Below are 17,355 nucleotides of genomic sequence, written 5' to 3'. Positions count from 1 at the left end.
TCGTGCTCCTAAACGTTTAATTTTATTCTATTCTATTGAATTATATTAGCAGATGGATTTTTCTGCGATAAATTTTTCAACATGAGCTTCAATTTCTGCTGCAGTAGCCATTTCTAAAGCTTCATCAGCCATAGCTTTTACTTCTGCATAATCCGCACCACGGATTATTTTCTTAACGCTAGGAATTGAGATACCACTCATACTGAATTCGTCTAGGCCCATACCCAGAAGAAGTAGAGTTGCGCGTTCGTCACCAGCCAACTCACCACACATACCAGTCCACTTACCTTCTTTATGAGAGGCATCAATCACTTGCTTGATAACAGTTAATACAGCAGGTGATAGTGGGTTGTATAGGTGAGAAATCAGTTCATTACCACGGTCTACAGCTAGAGTATACTGGGTTAAGTCGTTAGTACCAATACTAAAGAAGGAAACTTCTTTCGCTAAATGATGTGCAATAGCGGCAGCGGCTGGTGTTTCAACCATAACTCCGATTTCAATATCTTCATCAAATGCCAAGTCTTCAGCACGAAGTTCTGTTTTATATTCTTCGATTGCGTTTTTAAGCTCGCGAATCTCTTCAACAGAGATGATCATTGGGAACATGATACGAAGCTTACCGTGTGCTGAAGCGCGTAATATCCCGCGAAGTTGATCACGAAGAATCTCGCGGCGATCTAAACTAATTCGAATTGCACGCCAACCAAGGAATGGATTCATCTCTTGAGGTAGGTCTAAATATGGTAGATCTTTGTCACCACCAATATCCATAGTACGGATAATGACAGATTCACCTTCCATTGACTCAGCAACTTCTTTGTATGCTTGGTATTGTTCTTCTTCTGTTGGTAAAGAAGTACGATCCATAAATAGGAATTCTGTACGATATAGACCAACACCTTCACCACCGTTGCGCAGGATACCATTACAGTCTTTAACAGTACCGATGTTACCGCAAACCTCAACTCTGTGACCGTCTGTAGTAATAGCAGGTAAATCTTTTAATTTTGCTAGCTCTTCTTTTTCTGCAATGAAGTTGTCACGAATACTTTTCGCTTCAGTAAGCTCTGCTTCAGAAGGGTTCACAATGATTTTGTTGTTGATTGCATCTAGAATCAACGTATCCCCATTCTTCACTTTAGCCGTAATATCGTTAGTACCAACGATAGCTGGAAGTTCTAAAGAACGAGCCATAATAGAGGTGTGAGAAGTACGACCACCGATGTCACATGCAAAACCTAAAACGTAATCTAGGTTAATTTGAGCGGTTTCAGATGGTGTTAGATCGTAAGCAACAAGAATAACTTCTTCATCAATATCACTAAGGGATACGATGTTAATGCCAAGTGCATTTTTAACGAAACGAGAACCGATATCACGGATATCTGTTGCACGTTCTTTTAGATATTCATCATCTAAAGATTCTAGTGCTGTTGCTTGCTCTTCGATAACGGTATAGATAGCGTTGTCGGCATGCATCTTGTCGTCTCTAACGAGAGTTAAAATTTCTTCTTCCAACTCTTCGTCTTCAAGTAACATGATATGGCCTTCAAAGATTGCTTCTTTTTCTTCGCCAAATGTTTCTAGAGCTTTTTGTTTAATAATACCCAGTTGATGAGCAGATTTGTCACGCGCTTCGTAAAAGCACTTAACTTGAGCTTCAACTTGGTCATCAGAAATTGAGTGAGTGTTTAGAACAATTTCATCTTCTTGAAGAAGTAGTGCTTTACCAAAAGCAATACCAGGAGATGCTAGAATGCCTGAAATCATAGCCTTACCTTAAGTTTGTCAACAGTAAAAGAGTAGATTTAATAACTACGTATGAATGATAGAGTATTTGTCGCTAAGTCCAACAAAGCCATTTTGCGTTAGCAAAATGGCTTTGTTTTTTTGAATTGTTAGCTATTACTCAAGTGTATCCATAAGAGCTACTAGGTGATCTACAGCCGCTTGAGCTTGTGGGCCTTCAGCAGATAAAGTAACAACAGTACCTTTAACTAGACCTAGCGTTTGAAGCTTGAATAGGCTTTTAGCGCTTGCGCTTTTACCGTTAGAAGTCACAGTGATGTCTGCGTCAAATGATTTAGCTTCTTTAACAAACTGAGCAGCTGGACGAGTGTGAAGACCGTTTTCTGCAGTGATTTCTACTTGTTTTTGATACATGTGATATACCCCAATCGATTTATTTATTGTTTAAGTACTAGTTTAACTCGGTCATAAGTCTAATTTTAGCAATATAGAGCAGAAAAAAGACATATGTGAAACCATTTACCAGTTAGATGAGACATTTGTACTAGTTTTGTATCTCATCTCTTAATTCTCTATGTTTATTGTTTTATTTCAAGCTGCAAAATAAAACCTGTCCCGATAGTACCAAACGATTTATAAGGATCAATAAAAAAGCCCCAGAAAGGGGCTTTTTTAGCTGAAAATTTGATATGAACACACTTTTTTTACAAAATTATTGTGCGTTTTCTTTTTCTGTAAACAACCCAGAAAATAGCGCAGTGCTCAGGTAACGCTCACCTGAACTTGGTAATACGGTTACAATCGTCTTGCCTTCAAATTCAGGTAGTGCGGCAATTCGGTTCGCTGCAACAACAGCGGCACCAGAAGAAATACCCGCTAAGATGCCTTCTTCTTCCATCAAACGTCGAGCCATTGCAATCGCTTCATCGGAAGTCACAGCTTCAACTCGATCAAGTAGCGACAAATCTAGGTTTTCAGGGATGAATCCAGCACCGATACCTTGAATTTTGTGTGGTGATGGTTGGATATCATCACCGGCTAATGCTTGAGCGATAACTGGAGATTCTGCAGGTTCCACAGCAACAGAAGTAATTTCTTTGCCTTTGCTTTTTAGGTAACGCGATGTCCCCGTAATCGTACCGCCCGTACCAACACCAGCAATAAAGACATCAATTCCACCATCTGTAGCATCCCAAAGCTCTGGTCCAGTAGTTTGTTCGTGGACCGCAGGGTTAGCTGGGTTATTGAATTGTTGAAGCAACAGGTATTTTTCAGGGTCACTAGCGACAATTTCTTCCGCTTTGGCTATCGCGCCTTTCATACCTTTTGCAGCTTCAGTTAGCTCTAATTTTGCACCTAGAGCTTTTAGAAGTTTACGACGCTCAAGGCTCATTGACTCAGGCATAGTCAATGTCAGTTTGTATCCGCGCGCTGCAGCAACAAATGCTAAAGCAATACCTGTATTACCACTTGTAGGCTCTACAAGTTCAACGCCGGCTTTCAATTTACCTGACTTTTCCGCTTCCCAAATCATGTTTGCACCAATACGGTCTTTAACGCTGAAGCTTGGGTTACGAGATTCTATTTTTGCTAAAACTTTTCCACCACTTACCTTATTAAGGCGCACAAGAGGTGTATGACCAATAGTTAGTGAGTTATCTTCGAAAATTTTGCTCATGTTTAGTTGTCCTTTTCTACACGCGATTTCATATGTTGTGTTGTTGTCTAGAATCATAAGCCCTATTAAAAAAAGGAAAAAGACCTAAAAGTTATATGTTATTAATGAACGTTTGCATTATTTTGATTTGCTTACAAAATTAGTGCTTATCTTTAAACTCTTCAACCCACATTGCCGTTGCTCCACAGACTGCAATAGGCATTACAATAAGGTTCAAAATTGGAATAGCGGTAAAGAAGGCAACACAAAACCCAAAACCATAAGCTTTTGCTTGATTCTGCTTAAGATCTTGACGCATTTTATGAAATGGTATCTTGTGGTTGTCGAAAGGGTAATCACAGTATTGAATAGCCATTACCCAAGCAGAGAAGATAAACCAAAGAACAGGGCCTACGGTTTGTCCCAATGCAGGTATTAGTAACAAAATAAATAATCCCACTGCTTTAGGTAGAAAATAGGCGATTTTTTGTAATTCACGAGAAATAATGCGTGGTGTATCTTTAATGATACTTATAAGGTTTTGGTCGCTATCTAATTTTCCGCATAGCTTTTCTTCAACTTTTTCGGATAGCAAGCCATTAAAAGGAGCCGCGATAAGATTCGCTAATGTACTAAATAAGTAAGAAAATGTACCTAAGATAGTAATTGTTAGTATTGGCCACAATAGATACGATAGCCATGACAGCCAATCGGGTATATATGACATCCATCCGGTTATCCAATCATTGAGATGAGAGAATAGATAAAATAGGGCGCTACCAACTAAAATGATATTAGCTAGTAGTGGAAAGATAACAAATCGGCGGATCCCGGGAGTTAGCGCTAGTTTTATTCCTTGGAAAAAATAGCCAAAGCCACTCTGTTTCATTTTTATTTCTCTTTGTGAAATGATAGAAAGGTATTGTACCTATGGGTTGTGAAACTTTCAAAATGAGAAAAGCGTGGTAGTTGTCACAAGGTAAAGGTAACTACTCGTATTAATTTATTCAAAAACTTCATACACTTTTGGTAAAGTAGACCTATTAACCGATTGATATTCAATTTGATGTTGATTTTTTCGTCAAATATAGCAGAGAGTGAACAATGCAGGAATTGCGATTAGTACTCATTATAGTTGGTGCGCTAGCCATAGCAGCACTTCTGTTCCATGGGCTTTGGACGAGTAAAAAAGAAGGGAAAAGCAAATTCGCAGAAAAATCTGTTATTGCTAATGATGGGCTAAACACTTCCCAAATGGTTTCCGATGATGATTTTGACGTGGTGTTAAAAAATCAAAGTGAAACGGCATTTGGAGTGGATCGTCATTTTTCTCATGATCCGTTAGGGGTAGATGACCCTGAAGAAATAGAAGATGATCTTCTAGGAAAAAATAAAACCTCTGAGGATGAAGAGTTTCCTCATGTCATGTTACGCGATGATATTGATGACCCATTGGAAGAAAAAGTCATATTTACCGATGGTGATGATGCGATTACCTTAAAACCTAAAAAGCCTTTTATCGAAAAAATTGAGCAAGAAGAACAAAAGCTTGATGTTACTATCGAAGAAGCGGATAGCTCTACGGAAATAGTAGAAGAGAGTGAACAAGAAGACGAAATGCAAGTTATCGTTATTAATGTTCACTGTGCCGGTGAAGCTCCTTTTGTTGGGACAAAGCTATTTGATAGTATGCAGCAACATGGTTTGCTTTATGGTGAAATGGATATTTTCCATCGTCATAATGATATTTCAGGTACAGGTAAAGTGCTTTTTAGTGTTGCTAATATGATGCACCCAGGGACACTAAAACACGATGATCCTGCAACATTTACTACTAAGGGTATTTCATTTTTTATGACTTTACCTGGCTTCGGTGAGGCAGATCAAAACTTTAAAGTGATGCTTAGAACTGCCCAACAGATCGCTGATGATTTAGGTGGGAATGTTCTCGATGAGCAACGTAATCTGATGACGCCTGATAAGCTCTTAAGTTTTCACAATCAAATAAGAGCCTATAAGGCTCGTAGAGCCCAAAAAGAAGTGTAGTGACAAATAGGGTTCCGTTTGGAACCCTTTTTTGTAGTATTAAGATTTAAAAACGGGATTAGGAAAAAAACATGCCTCAGTCGGTCGAAGAAAGACTCAATCAACTTAAACAAGAACTGCATTATCACGGCGTAAAATACTATGTTGAGGATGCCCCTCAAGTCCCAGATGCTGAATATGATCGCTTGATGAGGGAGCTTCTGGAAATTGAAGCTACTCACCCAGAATTAATTTCGATTGACTCACCTAGTCAACGCGTTGGTGGAGCACCGTTAGATGGTTTTACACAAGTTCAACATGAAATCCCTATGTTATCTCTCGATAATGCATTTAGTGATGACGAGCTCGAGGCGTTTAAAAAAAGAATGGACGATAGGGTAACAGGTCAAGATATTAATACTTTTTGTTGTGAGCCTAAATTAGATGGATTAGCGGTCAGTCTGCTATATGAGAACGGCGTACTCGTTCAGGCTGCAACGAGAGGAGATGGTAATACAGGGGAAAACATCACTGAGAATGTGCGAACCATCGCTGCAATTCCGCTGATACTCCAAGGAGAAGGGTGGCCTACTAGAATAGAAGTTCGTGGCGAAGTATTTATGCCCAAAGCTGGTTTTGAAAGGCTAAACCAAGACGCTCTTAAATTCGGCACTAAACCGTTCGTTAACCCAAGAAATGCTGCAGCGGGAAGTTTAAGGCAATTGGATTCTCGTATCACCGCTAAGAGACCGTTAAATTTCTATGCTTATAGCGTGGGTGTTGTAGAGGGTATCGAACTTGCTGACAGCCACTATGAGAGATTTTTACAGCTTAAAGGCTGGGGTTTACCCATGTGTCCAGAGACTAGTCAACTAGAGACACTCAGCGAGGTTAAAGCCTATTACGAAGATATATTGCAACGCCGAGAACAGCTTGCGTATGAAATAGACGGTGTTGTGATCAAAGTCGACGATATTGAGATTCAAGAACAATTAGGCTTCGTAGCAAGAGCGCCCCGTTGGGCAATTGCCTATAAGTTTCCTGCTCAAGAAGAACTAACTACACTCAATGATGTTGAGTTTCAGGTAGGTCGAACGGGTGCTATTACACCGGTCGCGAAATTAGAACCAGTATTTGTCGGGGGTGTAACGGTCAGTAATGCGACGCTACACAATGCCGACGAAATTGAACGTTTAGGAATTATGATCGGTGATACCGTTATTATTCGTCGAGCTGGAGATGTAATACCTCAAATTACCAGTGTCGTTTTAGATCGACGTCTGGATGAGGCTCGCGAAATAGTTTTTCCAACGACTTGTCCGGTATGTGGGTCTACAGTAGAGAGAATCGAAGGAGAAGCCGTTACGCGTTGTAGCGGAGGGCTGGTTTGTCAGGCTCAGCGTAAAGAAGCGCTAAAACACTTTGTTTCTCGTAAAGCGCTAGATGTTGACGGGCTAGGAGTAAAGGTCATTGAGCAGCTCGTTGATAAAGAGATGGTCGACTCACCAGCGGATCTTTTTAAACTTTCAGCAGGAATTTTAACCGTTCTTGAACGCATGGGACCTAAGTCGGCACAAAATGTTGTCAATGCTTTACAGGCTTCTAAAGAGACCACGTTGGCTAAGTTTCTCTATTCATTAGGAATACGAGAGGTTGGGGAAGCAACGGCGGCGAACTTAGCGGCACATTTTAAAACCTTACCAGCAGTACAAGATGCAACATTGGAACAACTCATCGAAGTTTCAGATGTTGGTGAAATTGTTGCTAATCATATTGTTTACTTTTTTAAGCAAGAAAAAAATCGACAGGTCGTTGCTGATCTTCTTCGGCAAGGTATTCATTGGCCGGAAATAGAAGTACTGTCTAATGATGTTCCTCAACCCTTAGCTGGAAAAGTGGTGGTTTTGACTGGCTCACTGTCTCAATTAAATAGAAGTGATGCGAAAGCGGCTCTGCAAGCGTTAGGGGCTAAGGTTACGGGTAGTGTGTCTAAAAAAACAGATATTCTGTTTGCAGGTGAAGCCGCTGGCTCTAAGTTGACGAAAGCACAAGATCTCGGTATTGAAATTCTTGACGAGCAGGCGTTGGTTGATTTATTGAAAGCGTAAATATTGTTTATTAGAAAGCCGTTAACGAAATCTAGGTTCCTCTGAGCTTATTTTTTAGCGGCTGGTCTATGAATCTGCAAGAGGTAAATATGATGAATATTAGTCAAGTGGCGAAAGCGACTCAGCTTTCTTCAAAATCTATTCGACTGTATGAAGAAAAAGGTTTAATTTCGGCACCATTACGTTCGGTTAATGGGTATCGTCAATATAGTCCTTCACATATCGAAGAGTTGCTGGTTATTGCTAGAGCGAAAAGGGTGGGGTTCACATTAGAAGAGTGTAAAGCCCTAGTCCATTTAGCGAATAATTCAGAAACAACGAGTGCAGAAGTAAAAAGGCGAGCCGAAGAAAAACTAGCTGAAGTAAAAATAAAATTGGCAGAACTAACGGTAATCAAAAATCAGTTAGAAAAATGGGTAGCAGACTGCCCAGGAGATTCAGGTAACGCCTGCCCAATTATGGATGATTTGAAATCGTAATCGATGGTTTGTGTCTTTAAATACACACTTTCGTTTAGCCCCGCGAGCCTTAATGTATTTATAAAGGCTCACGAGTTAAGATTTATGCGGGCTCGATAGTAACGACAATGCCATCTACATCAATAACTTTAACCAAAGTCCCGGCTGCTATGTCTTCATGGGTTCTCGCTGACCAAGTTGTATCACCTAGTCGAATACGACAATTGCCTTTTTGAACATCTTGTTCCAATCTCGTTGTCTTACCAACCAATTGCTTTTCTCTTTGGTTTAGTGAACTGTCGGCTTCTGATTGCACATCTTTTTTATGCTGATAACGCCACCATCCCCATGTAGTGACTAATGAAAAACTAGCGAATGTCGTCCACTGCAACTGCCAGCTGATTGGCAATAGCGTGAACACGATGCCGACCAAAATAGCGGAAATACCAAGCCATAAAAAGTAGCCAGCAGTACCGAGTAGCTCCCCTGATAGCAACACAAGACCAAATGCGATCCAATGCCAATGATTAACTTGATTGAGAAGTTCTATCAAAACGCCCCCTTACTTATCATCTTTTTGATGATTAAACATTTCGGCAATGCCTGCAATGGATCCCATCAATCCTGTTGCTTCTAGCGGTAACATTATAATCTTCCCGTTTTCTGCTTGTCCTATTGATTTTATCGCCTCAGTGTATCCTTGCGCGATGAAGTAGTTAACCGCTTGCATATCACCTTGTGCGATAGCTTGAGAGACCATTTCTGTTGCTCTCGCTTCTGCTTCTGCGGATCTTTCACGGGCTTCAGCTTGTAAGATAGCCGCTTGCTTTTCACCTTCAGCTCTCAAGATGGCAGACTGTTTATGGCCTTCGGCTTTTAATATCTCTGCTTGACGCACACCTTCCGCTGAAAGGACATCAGCACGTTTGTTTCGCTCTGCTTTCATCTGGGCATTCATTGCGGCGGTAAGATCAGCTGGTGGCTGAACGTCCTTGATTTCGATACGTGTAACTTTTACGCCCCAAGGGTTGGTTGCTTCGTCAACGATCGATAGAAGTTTAACGTTGATCATATCTCTCTGGCTTAGCATTTCATCCAATTCCATAGAACCAAGAACAGTACGAATATTGGTGAGAGTCAGGTTTCTGATAGCATGCTCGAGGTCGTTAACTTCGTAAGCAGCTTGTGATGCATCGATGACTTGCACAAAACAAACAGCATCAATAGTGACATTGGCGTTATCTTTAGAGATCACTTCTTGTGCTGGGATATCAAGTACTCGCTCCATCATGCTGATTTTTGAACCGATACTATCAACAAATGGGATGATTAAGTTTAACCCAGGTTTCAAAGTATGGGTGTAACGGCCAAATCGCTCGATTGTCCAGTTACTTCCCTGAGGAACGGTTTTAACACCTGCAGCTATAAAAGCGATGGTGACAACGATTAAAACTGCAATGGTAATGAGTACATCTAAAGCCATGTGATTTCCTTCTTGTTTTTATCTGAAACGTAACGACAAGTTATTGAACAATAATAAAAATATTTGAGATGAAAATATGCCCACTTTCCTCACAACATCAAGTATTAAACGACTTGGAGTACATTATTTGGTCAGAATATCAAAGTATAGACAGTATTCGAGAAGGATTGTTGACTCATCTTCTATTCGTAGAAAAAGTAAGGAAGAGAGTCAACATCGTCATACACAAATTACCAATAGTTAATTTTTCGGATTGGTATTAGTAGAGCAGTGAGTACAATTGCCTACGGTATTTTGCAGCAGTGCTATTTCCTTGACCCAAGGCAGAAAGTATATCCATAAATGCTTTTTTCATATCACCATCTTCAGCATTGAGATCTTTAACTAAAAATGACCACAATAATTCGAGTGATTCTTCGCTTCTGGCAACTTGATGGTACTGCAGTGCGAGTTCAAGGGCGACAGAAGCATCAAGAAGGTCTTGGCTATAGCGGTTTTCTAATGATTGAATCTCTGGACTGTCAGCCGCTTGTTCATGTAGCTCTAGTTTTGCGACTAAACCTTTATAATAATTGTCTTGATATTCTAATGGAATATGACTTAGCAGCGATTTAGCTTGTTCAAACTGTTGAGTTTCTAGCAGGCAGTCGATAGTCGCAAGTTTAATATCGCCTCGCGTTTTTAGATCTTCTGGCAAGCTATTGATAAGAGTTAACGCTTGTTCATGTTCACCCGATTGCAGTTTATCTAGCGCGTCTTTTAAGGTTAATTCATCTTGGCTAGGTAGATGTTTATTGAGCATTTCTACGATAGCTTCAAGTGGTTGAGGTCCGCCTAATCCATCTATAGGTTGACCATTTGCAAATAATGCAATGGTGGGTAGAGCCTGCACACCAAACTGACTTGCGATCGCTTGTTCTTGCTCACAGTTGAGTAGCGCGAGAGTAAATGCACCTTTATATTGTTGGGTTAGTGATTGTAATTGAGGAATTATCTCGGCACTTTCAGGGCTCATTGGTGCCCAAAAATGGATGAGAACAGGGTGTTGAACGGATTGCTCTAATACTTGACGAAAATTCTGTTCGTTCAACTCTACGATATTCTCAGGCTGCATGGGGTTTCCCTTAATTAATATTGTTTCTCTTTAAATATGGGTAACGGTGTCTAATATCAAGAGTTGTTATGCTTCTTAAACAAAAAACGCCCAGTAATGAGCGTTTTTGTTTAAACTTTGGGAGATGCTACAGAGTTAAGATAAACAGTAGTGCAACACCTACAGCAATCCAATTTAGCTGATTTAATGTCATAGTATTTACCGAATGCAACGCCTATAAGTTTGTATTGAATTAACCATTGCAGCGATGGTATATACATTGTATTACAGATACATGACAGTTCTGTAAAAAAGAGAAAAATTAAGCGAAAAACGACTAATATTTTCTCTTTTAGCATGAGTTTGAGTCCTTATGCCGCCTTTCTTAAAATAATATCTAACCATCGAGAGGGTAAAATTCGTTTCAAAAATGAAAAAACTTTTGTTGGTGTTGTTACCCTATATCGAAGTTTTGGCTCTCGTGTGTTTAGTGCATTAAGTAATGGCGCTACGATTGACTCGGCAGGTAAAACGAATGCGTTTTTAGAGGTTGTATCGCCTAATCGAGCGAGTTGAACACCGTATGCTTTTTTATGCACGCTGCTGTCGACATCTATCCACTGTTGAAACTTTAGTAAGGCGTTGGCTCGAAACTGTGTTTCTATTGGACCGGGTTCAATGATGCTTATCTTGATATTGGTATCGAATAACTCTAATCGTAAAGTATCGCTCCATCCTTCGATTGCAAACTTAGATGCATTGTATGCACCACGATACTTCATCGCAGCGAAACCAAGTACGGAACTATTTTGAACAATGCGTCCGACTCCCTGTTTACGCATATAAGGCAATATTTCACACACAAGTTGGTGCCAACCGAAGAAGTTACTTTGAAATTGTTCTTTTAAAGCAGCGACTGGTAAGTCTTCTAGTGCGCCAGTTTGACCATAAGCGCCATTATTAAATAGCCCATAAAGTTGACCATTACATAAGTTCATGGTCTCAATGACTGCGTTGGAGATACATTCTGAGTCATTGAGGTCCAACTGTATGCAAGTTAAACCTTCAGAGATAAGTCTTTCTACGTCCTCTTTTTTACGACATGAAGCGATTACTTTAAATCCTTCTTTTTGCAATGCATGGGCGCATACATAACCTATTCCTGATGAGCACCCAGTAATAAGAACTGTTTTCGACATAGTGTATTATCTAATTCGCTGATTTATTATAGAAAACGACTTTAGCACCTTTAATGCTGTAAAAGTGATTTGATTGCTGGCTCTAATCTGGAATAAGTGAAATTAAATCCGAGCTCTGTCAATCGTTTCGGTTTAGCGCGAATACTATCAAATAATAGGCAAGTTGCTTCGCCCATAATAAGTTTGAAAAACCATTTGGGTGTTGCAAGAAATAGCGGACGTTTCATCGTAGAAGCCAAGCACTTACTAAATTCCGCGTTAGTGATCGGGTGTGGTGCGCTGAAATTAAAATAACCACTTGCATGAGGCGTATCTAATAGAAAAAGAATGCCTTTAACCATGTCTAGGATATGTATCCAAGGCATATATTGTTTACCGTTACCTAAGCGACTGCCTACTCCGTATTTAAAAGGAGTCAACATTAGAGGTAAAGCGCCACCATCTAAACCTAAAACTAAGCCAGTTCGAACGATACATACGCGAGTGGCTTCTGATTTGCTTTTTTTGCAATTGACTCCCATATAGAGCAGACATGATGCGTGAACCCTTCATGATAGGCTTGAAGTGATTCATCAAATGGATGCTCTTGCTGATCTCCGTAATAACCAACGGCAGAACCACTGATAAAAGTTGCAGGGGGAGTAGTACTTGCGTGAATTAGATCAACAAGTTTTTCTGTTAGAGACCAACGGCTGGTGCAGATCGCTTTTTTTGTTTTTTACTCCACCTTTTTCCTGCAATAGGTTCGCCTGCAAGGTTTATGATAGCGTCAATTTCATTGAAATTACTGTAGTGATCCAAGCTATCGATATACGTAATATTGCCAAAGTCGGCATGTTGGAGTTTGAATTTAGCTTCGGTGATATTTCTACTAAGAAGAATGATTTTATGCGACGAAAGTTGTTTGAGTAATTCTGAACCGATAAAACCTGTCCCACCAGTTAGCAGTATCTGCATGTGCCCTCCTTAGCAAATGACCAATGAATTCTCATTATAGTCCTAAGTTGACGATCAAGCTAAATTACATGGACTTAAGTTAAATATCTCATTTTGGTAAAAAGAAGAGATAGTTGTGGACGTATTTTTAATATTTGACCAACATAAGAATAGGCGAATATTCTAAAGGGGGAGACATGAAAGCACTGATTGCATTATTTAAAGCAATGTTAGGAAGCTTGCGTGATCTTCTACCAATTATAATTGTTATCGGTTTTTTTCAACTTATCGTTCTTCAAGAACCTCTTCCTAATATTACATCTATCCTTCTAGGCTTACTTTTTGTCGTTCTCGGATTAACCTTCTTCATTTTTGGCTTAAATATGGGATTGTTTCCGATTGGTGAAAGTATGGCTCAATCTTTCGCTCGTAAAGGTAGTATTTTTTGGCTGATTTTGTTCGCATTTTGTTTGGGTTTTGGTACCACGATAGCAGAGCCAGCCTTGACGGCCGTAGCCCAAGAGGCGGCTGAAGTGGCAGCTGAAGGAGGGGTTATCTCTCAAACCTTAGAGGATATGGATGATTATGCCAATGGGCTTAGGATAACTGTCGCCCTGTCAGTGGGGTTAGCAATTGTCATTGGTGTTGTTCGCATCCTGAAAGGTTGGCCTATCCATATAATGATAACTGGTGGTTATATTGGCGTGATTATTTTGACCTGGTTTGCACCGGAAACCATCATAGGTATCGCTTACGATTCAGGAGGAGTAACAACATCCACTATTACGGTTCCATTAGTGACCGCGTTAGGTGTCGGGTTAGCATCGTCCATCAAGGGGCGTAATCCGATGCTTGATGGGTTCGGACTGATCGCTTTTGCTTCCTTGCTTCCGATGATGTTCGTTATGATTTATGGGATGGTGTTAGCATGATTAGCCTATCTCAATTTATAGACACTTTTACCGGTACTGTTCTCGATGTAATTCCTATCGCTACTATTATTTTTGGTTTCCAAATGGTGGTGCTTAGAAAGCCTATTGCCAATTTAAGTAATGTAATTCTTGGGTTTTTTTACGTTATTTTAGGTTTATCGTTGTTCTTGTTAGGATTGGAGTTGGCGCTATTTCCGCTGGGTGAAACCATGGCAGCGCAACTGACTGCACCAGAGTTTCTTTACTCTTTTAAAGACAGTCTCACGGAGTCGTTAAGCTGGATAGATTATTATTGGGTATATCTTTTTGCCTTTGCTATTGGATTTAGCACCACAATTGCGGAGCCTTCGTTGATCGCCGTCGCTATAAAAGCGAATCAAGTTTCTGGTGGCTCTATTAGTGTTAATGGACTGCGCATTGCAGTGGCACTTGGTGTTGCTATTGGAATATCTCTTGGTAGTTATCGAATTGTTGTTGGCGACCCTATTCACTATTACATCATGGTCGGTTATATCGTGGTGATTATACAAACAAATTTCGCACCTAAATTAATAGTGCCTTTAGCCTATGATTCGGGTGGTGTGACAACATCGACAGTAACCGTCCCACTTGTTACTGCATTGGGTTTAGGTCTGGCGTCTACGGTTCCAGGAAGAAACCCTGTTATAGATGGTTTTGGATTGATTGCGTTTGCAAGTTTGTTCCCAATTATATCCGTTATGGCTTACGCCCAAATTACTCAATGGTTAAATGCAAAATCTGTTTCTAAGGAGAATGAGGATGCGCTTTAAACTAATAATTGCCTTTGTGGAAGATACAAAGACAGATACAGTTTTAGATGCTGCGCGCTCAGCAGGCGCCACTGGTGCAACGGTAATTAACAATGCGAGAGGAGAAGGGCTAAATCAAAAAACTACTTTTTTTGGCCTTACTTTAGAAGTACAAAAGGATGTTCTTTTATTTGTTGTAGAGGAGCATTTATCCAGACATATACTTGAGACAATTAATACTGTCGGTGAGTTTGATGAAGAATCCGGTCAAGGTATCGCAATACAAATTGATATTGAAGATGCTGTTGGGGTCGCTCATCAAGTTGAAACATTAACGAAAGTAGTAGAGGACGAGTTATGACTCAGCACAAGATTGTTAGAGTTCGGGACGTAATGGCGAATTCTTATGTAATGGTTGACGGAATTACTACGGTCAAAGAAGGAATTCGATTGGCAAGAATAAACGTCGTAAAAGCGCTTGTGGTAAATAAACGTAATGACGATGATGAATACGGTATTGTATTGATGAATGATGTTGCTAAAAAAGTACTGGCTCAGAATCGTTCGATTGAGCGCACCAATATTTACGAAATCATGACGAAACCGGCTCTATCTGTTGACCCAGAAATGAACGTAAAATACTGCGCTCGTCTTTTTGAAAGGTTTGGTGTTAGTCGTGCTCCTGTAATTGAAAAAGGAAAGATAATAGGTATGGTCAGCTACAATAATATTGTTGTTAATGGCATGGCTTTAGATGCATAGGAATAGAGATAAAAACCTTATGAAATTGTTTTTTGTTTCTGATTTACACGGTTCATTGCCAGCAACGAAACGAATGCTGGAGAAATATGAGCAGTCAGACGCCAAACAACTGCTCATTTTAGGCGATATTTTAAATCATGGGCCGAGAAACCCAGTACCGGAAGGTTATCAGCCGGCTCTGGTTGCTGAGCTACTCAACCAATATAGTGATGAAATTGTTGCCGTACGTGGTAATTGTGACAGTGAAGTCGATCAAATGTTACTTGAGTTTCCAATGCTAGAGTCTAACGCATGGGTATTACTCGAAAATGGGATACGAATATTCTTAACCCATGGGCATACCTATAATAGTGATAATCGACCGAAGTTAAAGACGGGTGATGTAATAGCACATGGACATACTCATTTGCCCGTTGCTGAAAGAATAGGGGACCAATTTATTTATAATCCCGGGTCCATCACCTTTCCAAAAGGCGGGAATGTGGAGAGTTATGGATTGTATGAAAATAATACTTTTAAGGTTCTTTCGTTTACTGACGAAGTTATAAGGCAAGTGAGTCTTTGAAAAAAAACGCCATATCTACTTGATGTAGAAATGGCGTTTTTATATTTAATTAGCAAATATTTGTTCTAATGTGGGTTAATTAGAAGACAATATTCTAGAACCGTGATTTAAGCTGGTTAGTAAAATAGCTTTGGCATTGATAACATCAACACGGCGACTCTGCTCAGCATCCATAATAAACAGTGTCTTAATTATATCTAAGTGTTCTTCAGTAAAATCCACACTGGTATTGGTTGTTGTATCTTTAAACTCTTCTGGATGAATGAGCAGGTAGTCATCACTCAGTTCCCATTTCCCTGTTTCGGAAATATTCATCACAGAGGTTACCTGATTATCTCTTTCGTACATTGTGAGTCGAGAGACACGCAAGTAAGCGCCATTTGGCAAGTATTTTACATTGCTGCTGACATCAATTCTGCTCAATATACTAATTCTATTGTTATCTCCTTCTTGCATCTCTGGCGAAATGTAATGGCTCATCGTTGATTGCCACTCTCGAGATGTTAGCTCTTTCTCAAGCTTGATATCCGCGCCTAAATATAACCAACAGCTAAACAATACTGAGACAGTAAGTATAACAAGGGCAAATTTTTGATTAGTCATGTTCTACTCCTACCTTCTGCACAATGCAGACATGTCTTGCTGCTTAGCGATGAGTTGAATGGTGATATTTTCAGATGTATTTGACTCTGAATGAACATAATTCATCATTAAGTTATTGTTAGGCCCGGCGGTAACGATTATCTTTATCGGTTTCTCGGTATGTTCAGTCAGATACGCGGAAACACATTTATTGATAAGTGGTTGCCAATCATCTAGTGGAGGGTGATTTTCCGTTGTTTGCAATGGTATGTCTGCAATCGTATCGACTAATTTAAACTTTGATGGGGCAGGTTCTATCATCATATAGACGAATATAGGTAAAAGTGCAGCAATAACCAGGATCAGTTTGGTAATTAGTCGGTGCTGTTTATGTGGTGTCGCGATCTGCGGAGACTCTTGACTAGCGCTAGCGTCTGTATTATCGACCATTGACTCAACAGAATCTTTGAATCCTTTGTCTGCCGAAAACACAACATCTTCCGTGTTCTCTTGGGTTTCTTCTTCGATACTTGAAGACAACGGAATGGTTTTTTCAACCGTGGCAATAAACTGGTAGCCACGTTTAGGTACAGTTTTTACAAATTTAGGCGCTTTAGTTGAATCCAACAGTACTTTTCTAAGTGTTGATATAGCTTGAGTCAGACTTGAGTCATCAACCTGGAAACCTTGATCTCTCCAGACAAACTCATGGAGCTCATCTCGAGTAATGATTTGATTTGTGCGCTCACAAAAAAGTAAAAGAATTCTACTTTCATTACTACCTAAACGACTTAACTCATTACCGTTTATTTTGTCGGTAAGCGAATTGTTATTTGGGTCAAATACAAATCTTTGTGCAAGAAGAAATTTGGTACCTACGCTGCTCATTGATTAAATTTTTCACCTTAAGTAATTGAATAAAAAAGTCGGATACCTAGCGAATCAATACATTCACTAGACTAATAATATAAGATTTTTATAATTTTTGATAAAAACTTTGCGCAGAATAGACAAAAATAGTTGTAAAAAACAC

At 39.8% G+C, this 17,355-nt stretch carries 18 protein-coding genes and 1 pseudogene; 8 read left to right on the top strand and 11 right to left on the bottom strand.

The genetic code is table 11. The features are described 5' to 3' along the window. Positions 1-45: 45 nt before the first annotated feature. The 4 genes from ptsI to cysZ all read right to left on the bottom strand — a co-directional run bounded on the left by ptsI (position 46) and on the right by cysZ (position 4,298). Positions 46-1,773, bottom strand: coding sequence for a phosphoenolpyruvate-protein phosphotransferase PtsI (gene ptsI / locus PGX00_RS13250; protein WP_272137166.1), 1,728 nt, complete (start codon positions 1,771-1,773; stop codon positions 46-48). Between the two features lie 135 nt (positions 1,774-1,908). After that, complete coding sequence (locus tag PGX00_RS13245) at positions 1,909-2,166, bottom strand: HPr family phosphocarrier protein (RefSeq protein WP_195702530.1); 258 nt, start codon at positions 2,164-2,166, stop codon at positions 1,909-1,911. Between the two features lie 298 nt (positions 2,167-2,464). After that, positions 2,465-3,430, bottom strand: a complete 966-nt coding sequence (gene cysK, locus PGX00_RS13240) for a cysteine synthase A (RefSeq protein ID WP_272137163.1) — start codon at positions 3,428-3,430, stop codon at positions 2,465-2,467. A gap of 139 nt (positions 3,431-3,569) precedes the next feature. Beyond that, positions 3,570-4,298, bottom strand: coding sequence for a sulfate transporter CysZ (cysZ, locus tag PGX00_RS13235; RefSeq protein ID WP_272137161.1), 729 nt, complete (start codon positions 4,296-4,298; stop codon positions 3,570-3,572). 215 nt (positions 4,299-4,513) lie between these two features. Between cysZ and zipA the strand changes: the two genes are divergently transcribed. The 3 genes from zipA to cueR all read left to right on the top strand — a co-directional run bounded on the left by zipA (position 4,514) and on the right by cueR (position 8,021). Then, positions 4,514-5,455, top strand: coding sequence for a cell division protein ZipA (gene zipA, locus PGX00_RS13230; RefSeq protein WP_272137159.1), 942 nt, complete (start codon positions 4,514-4,516; stop codon positions 5,453-5,455). A gap of 71 nt (positions 5,456-5,526) precedes the next feature. Then, positions 5,527-7,542, top strand: a complete 2,016-nt coding sequence (gene ligA, locus PGX00_RS13225; RefSeq protein ID WP_272137157.1) for an NAD-dependent DNA ligase LigA — start codon at positions 5,527-5,529, stop codon at positions 7,540-7,542. A gap of 92 nt (positions 7,543-7,634) precedes the next feature. Continuing rightward, positions 7,635-8,021 carry a Cu(I)-responsive transcriptional regulator gene (gene cueR, locus PGX00_RS13220; RefSeq protein ID WP_272138070.1) on the top strand — a complete coding sequence of 129 codons (387 nt, stop codon included), beginning with the start codon at positions 7,635-7,637 and terminating at the stop codon, positions 8,019-8,021. An 82-nt stretch (positions 8,022-8,103) separates the two neighbouring features. On the opposite strand, the gene PGX00_RS13215 is transcribed toward cueR, so the two are convergent. The 5 genes and pseudogenes from PGX00_RS13215 to PGX00_RS13195 all read right to left on the bottom strand — a co-directional run bounded on the left by PGX00_RS13215 (position 8,104) and on the right by PGX00_RS13195 (position 12,732). Next, entirely contained in the window at positions 8,104-8,553 is a 450-nt protein-coding gene (locus PGX00_RS13215; protein WP_272137154.1) for an NfeD family protein, read from the bottom strand. A gap of 9 nt (positions 8,554-8,562) precedes the next feature. Continuing rightward, positions 8,563-9,483, bottom strand: coding sequence for an SPFH domain-containing protein (locus PGX00_RS13210; protein WP_272137152.1), 921 nt, complete (start codon positions 9,481-9,483; stop codon positions 8,563-8,565). Between the two features lie 259 nt (positions 9,484-9,742). After that, entirely contained in the window at positions 9,743-10,597 is an 855-nt protein-coding gene (locus tag PGX00_RS13205) for a co-chaperone YbbN (protein WP_272137150.1), read from the bottom strand. Positions 10,598-10,947: 350 nt separating this feature from the next. Then, entirely contained in the window at positions 10,948-11,775 is an 828-nt protein-coding gene (locus PGX00_RS13200; RefSeq protein WP_272137148.1) for an SDR family oxidoreductase, read from the bottom strand. A gap of 50 nt (positions 11,776-11,825) precedes the next feature. Beyond that, positions 11,826-12,732, bottom strand: a pseudogene (locus PGX00_RS13195) (TIGR01777 family oxidoreductase). Positions 12,733-12,908: 176 nt separating this feature from the next. On the opposite strand from PGX00_RS13195, the gene PGX00_RS13190 reads away from it, so the two are divergent. The 5 genes from PGX00_RS13190 to yfcE are packed head-to-tail and all read left to right on the top strand — an operon-like array spanning position 12,909 to position 15,740. After that, entirely contained in the window at positions 12,909-13,643 is a 735-nt protein-coding gene (locus PGX00_RS13190; RefSeq protein ID WP_272137146.1) for a DUF1538 domain-containing protein, read from the top strand. Then, a complete protein-coding gene (locus PGX00_RS13185) occupies positions 13,640-14,434 on the top strand; it encodes a DUF1538 domain-containing protein (protein WP_272137144.1) in 795 nt (264 codons plus the stop codon). Before PGX00_RS13190 ends, PGX00_RS13185 begins: the two co-directional genes overlap by 4 nt. Continuing rightward, complete coding sequence (locus PGX00_RS13180; protein WP_272137142.1) at positions 14,424-14,774, top strand: P-II family nitrogen regulator; 351 nt, start codon at positions 14,424-14,426, stop codon at positions 14,772-14,774. Before PGX00_RS13185 ends, PGX00_RS13180 begins: the two co-directional genes overlap by 11 nt. After that, complete coding sequence (locus PGX00_RS13175) at positions 14,771-15,175, top strand: CBS domain-containing protein (protein ID WP_272137140.1); 405 nt, start codon at positions 14,771-14,773, stop codon at positions 15,173-15,175. The genes PGX00_RS13180 and PGX00_RS13175 overlap by 4 nt, the downstream gene beginning before the upstream one ends. A 19-nt stretch (positions 15,176-15,194) precedes the next feature. Continuing rightward, positions 15,195-15,740, top strand: a complete 546-nt coding sequence (yfcE, locus tag PGX00_RS13170) for a phosphodiesterase (protein ID WP_272137138.1) — start codon at positions 15,195-15,197, stop codon at positions 15,738-15,740. A 75-nt stretch (positions 15,741-15,815) separates the two neighbouring features. Here yfcE and PGX00_RS13165 read toward each other — a convergent pair whose 3' ends face one another. Next, positions 15,816-16,343, bottom strand: coding sequence for a regulatory protein ToxS (locus PGX00_RS13165; RefSeq protein ID WP_272137136.1), 528 nt, complete (start codon positions 16,341-16,343; stop codon positions 15,816-15,818). Positions 16,344-16,352: 9 nt separating this feature from the next. Further along, positions 16,353-17,210, bottom strand: coding sequence for a winged helix-turn-helix domain-containing protein (locus tag PGX00_RS13160; protein ID WP_272137134.1), 858 nt, complete (start codon positions 17,208-17,210; stop codon positions 16,353-16,355). Positions 17,211-17,355 lie beyond the last annotated feature (145 nt).

It is taken from the genome of Vibrio algarum (assembly GCF_028204155.1).
Classification (GTDB): Bacteria; Pseudomonadota; Gammaproteobacteria; order Enterobacterales; family Vibrionaceae; genus Vibrio; species Vibrio algarum.
The sequence above is the reverse complement of the archived record's forward strand: the minus strand, read 5'-3'. Positions and strand labels throughout refer to the sequence as shown.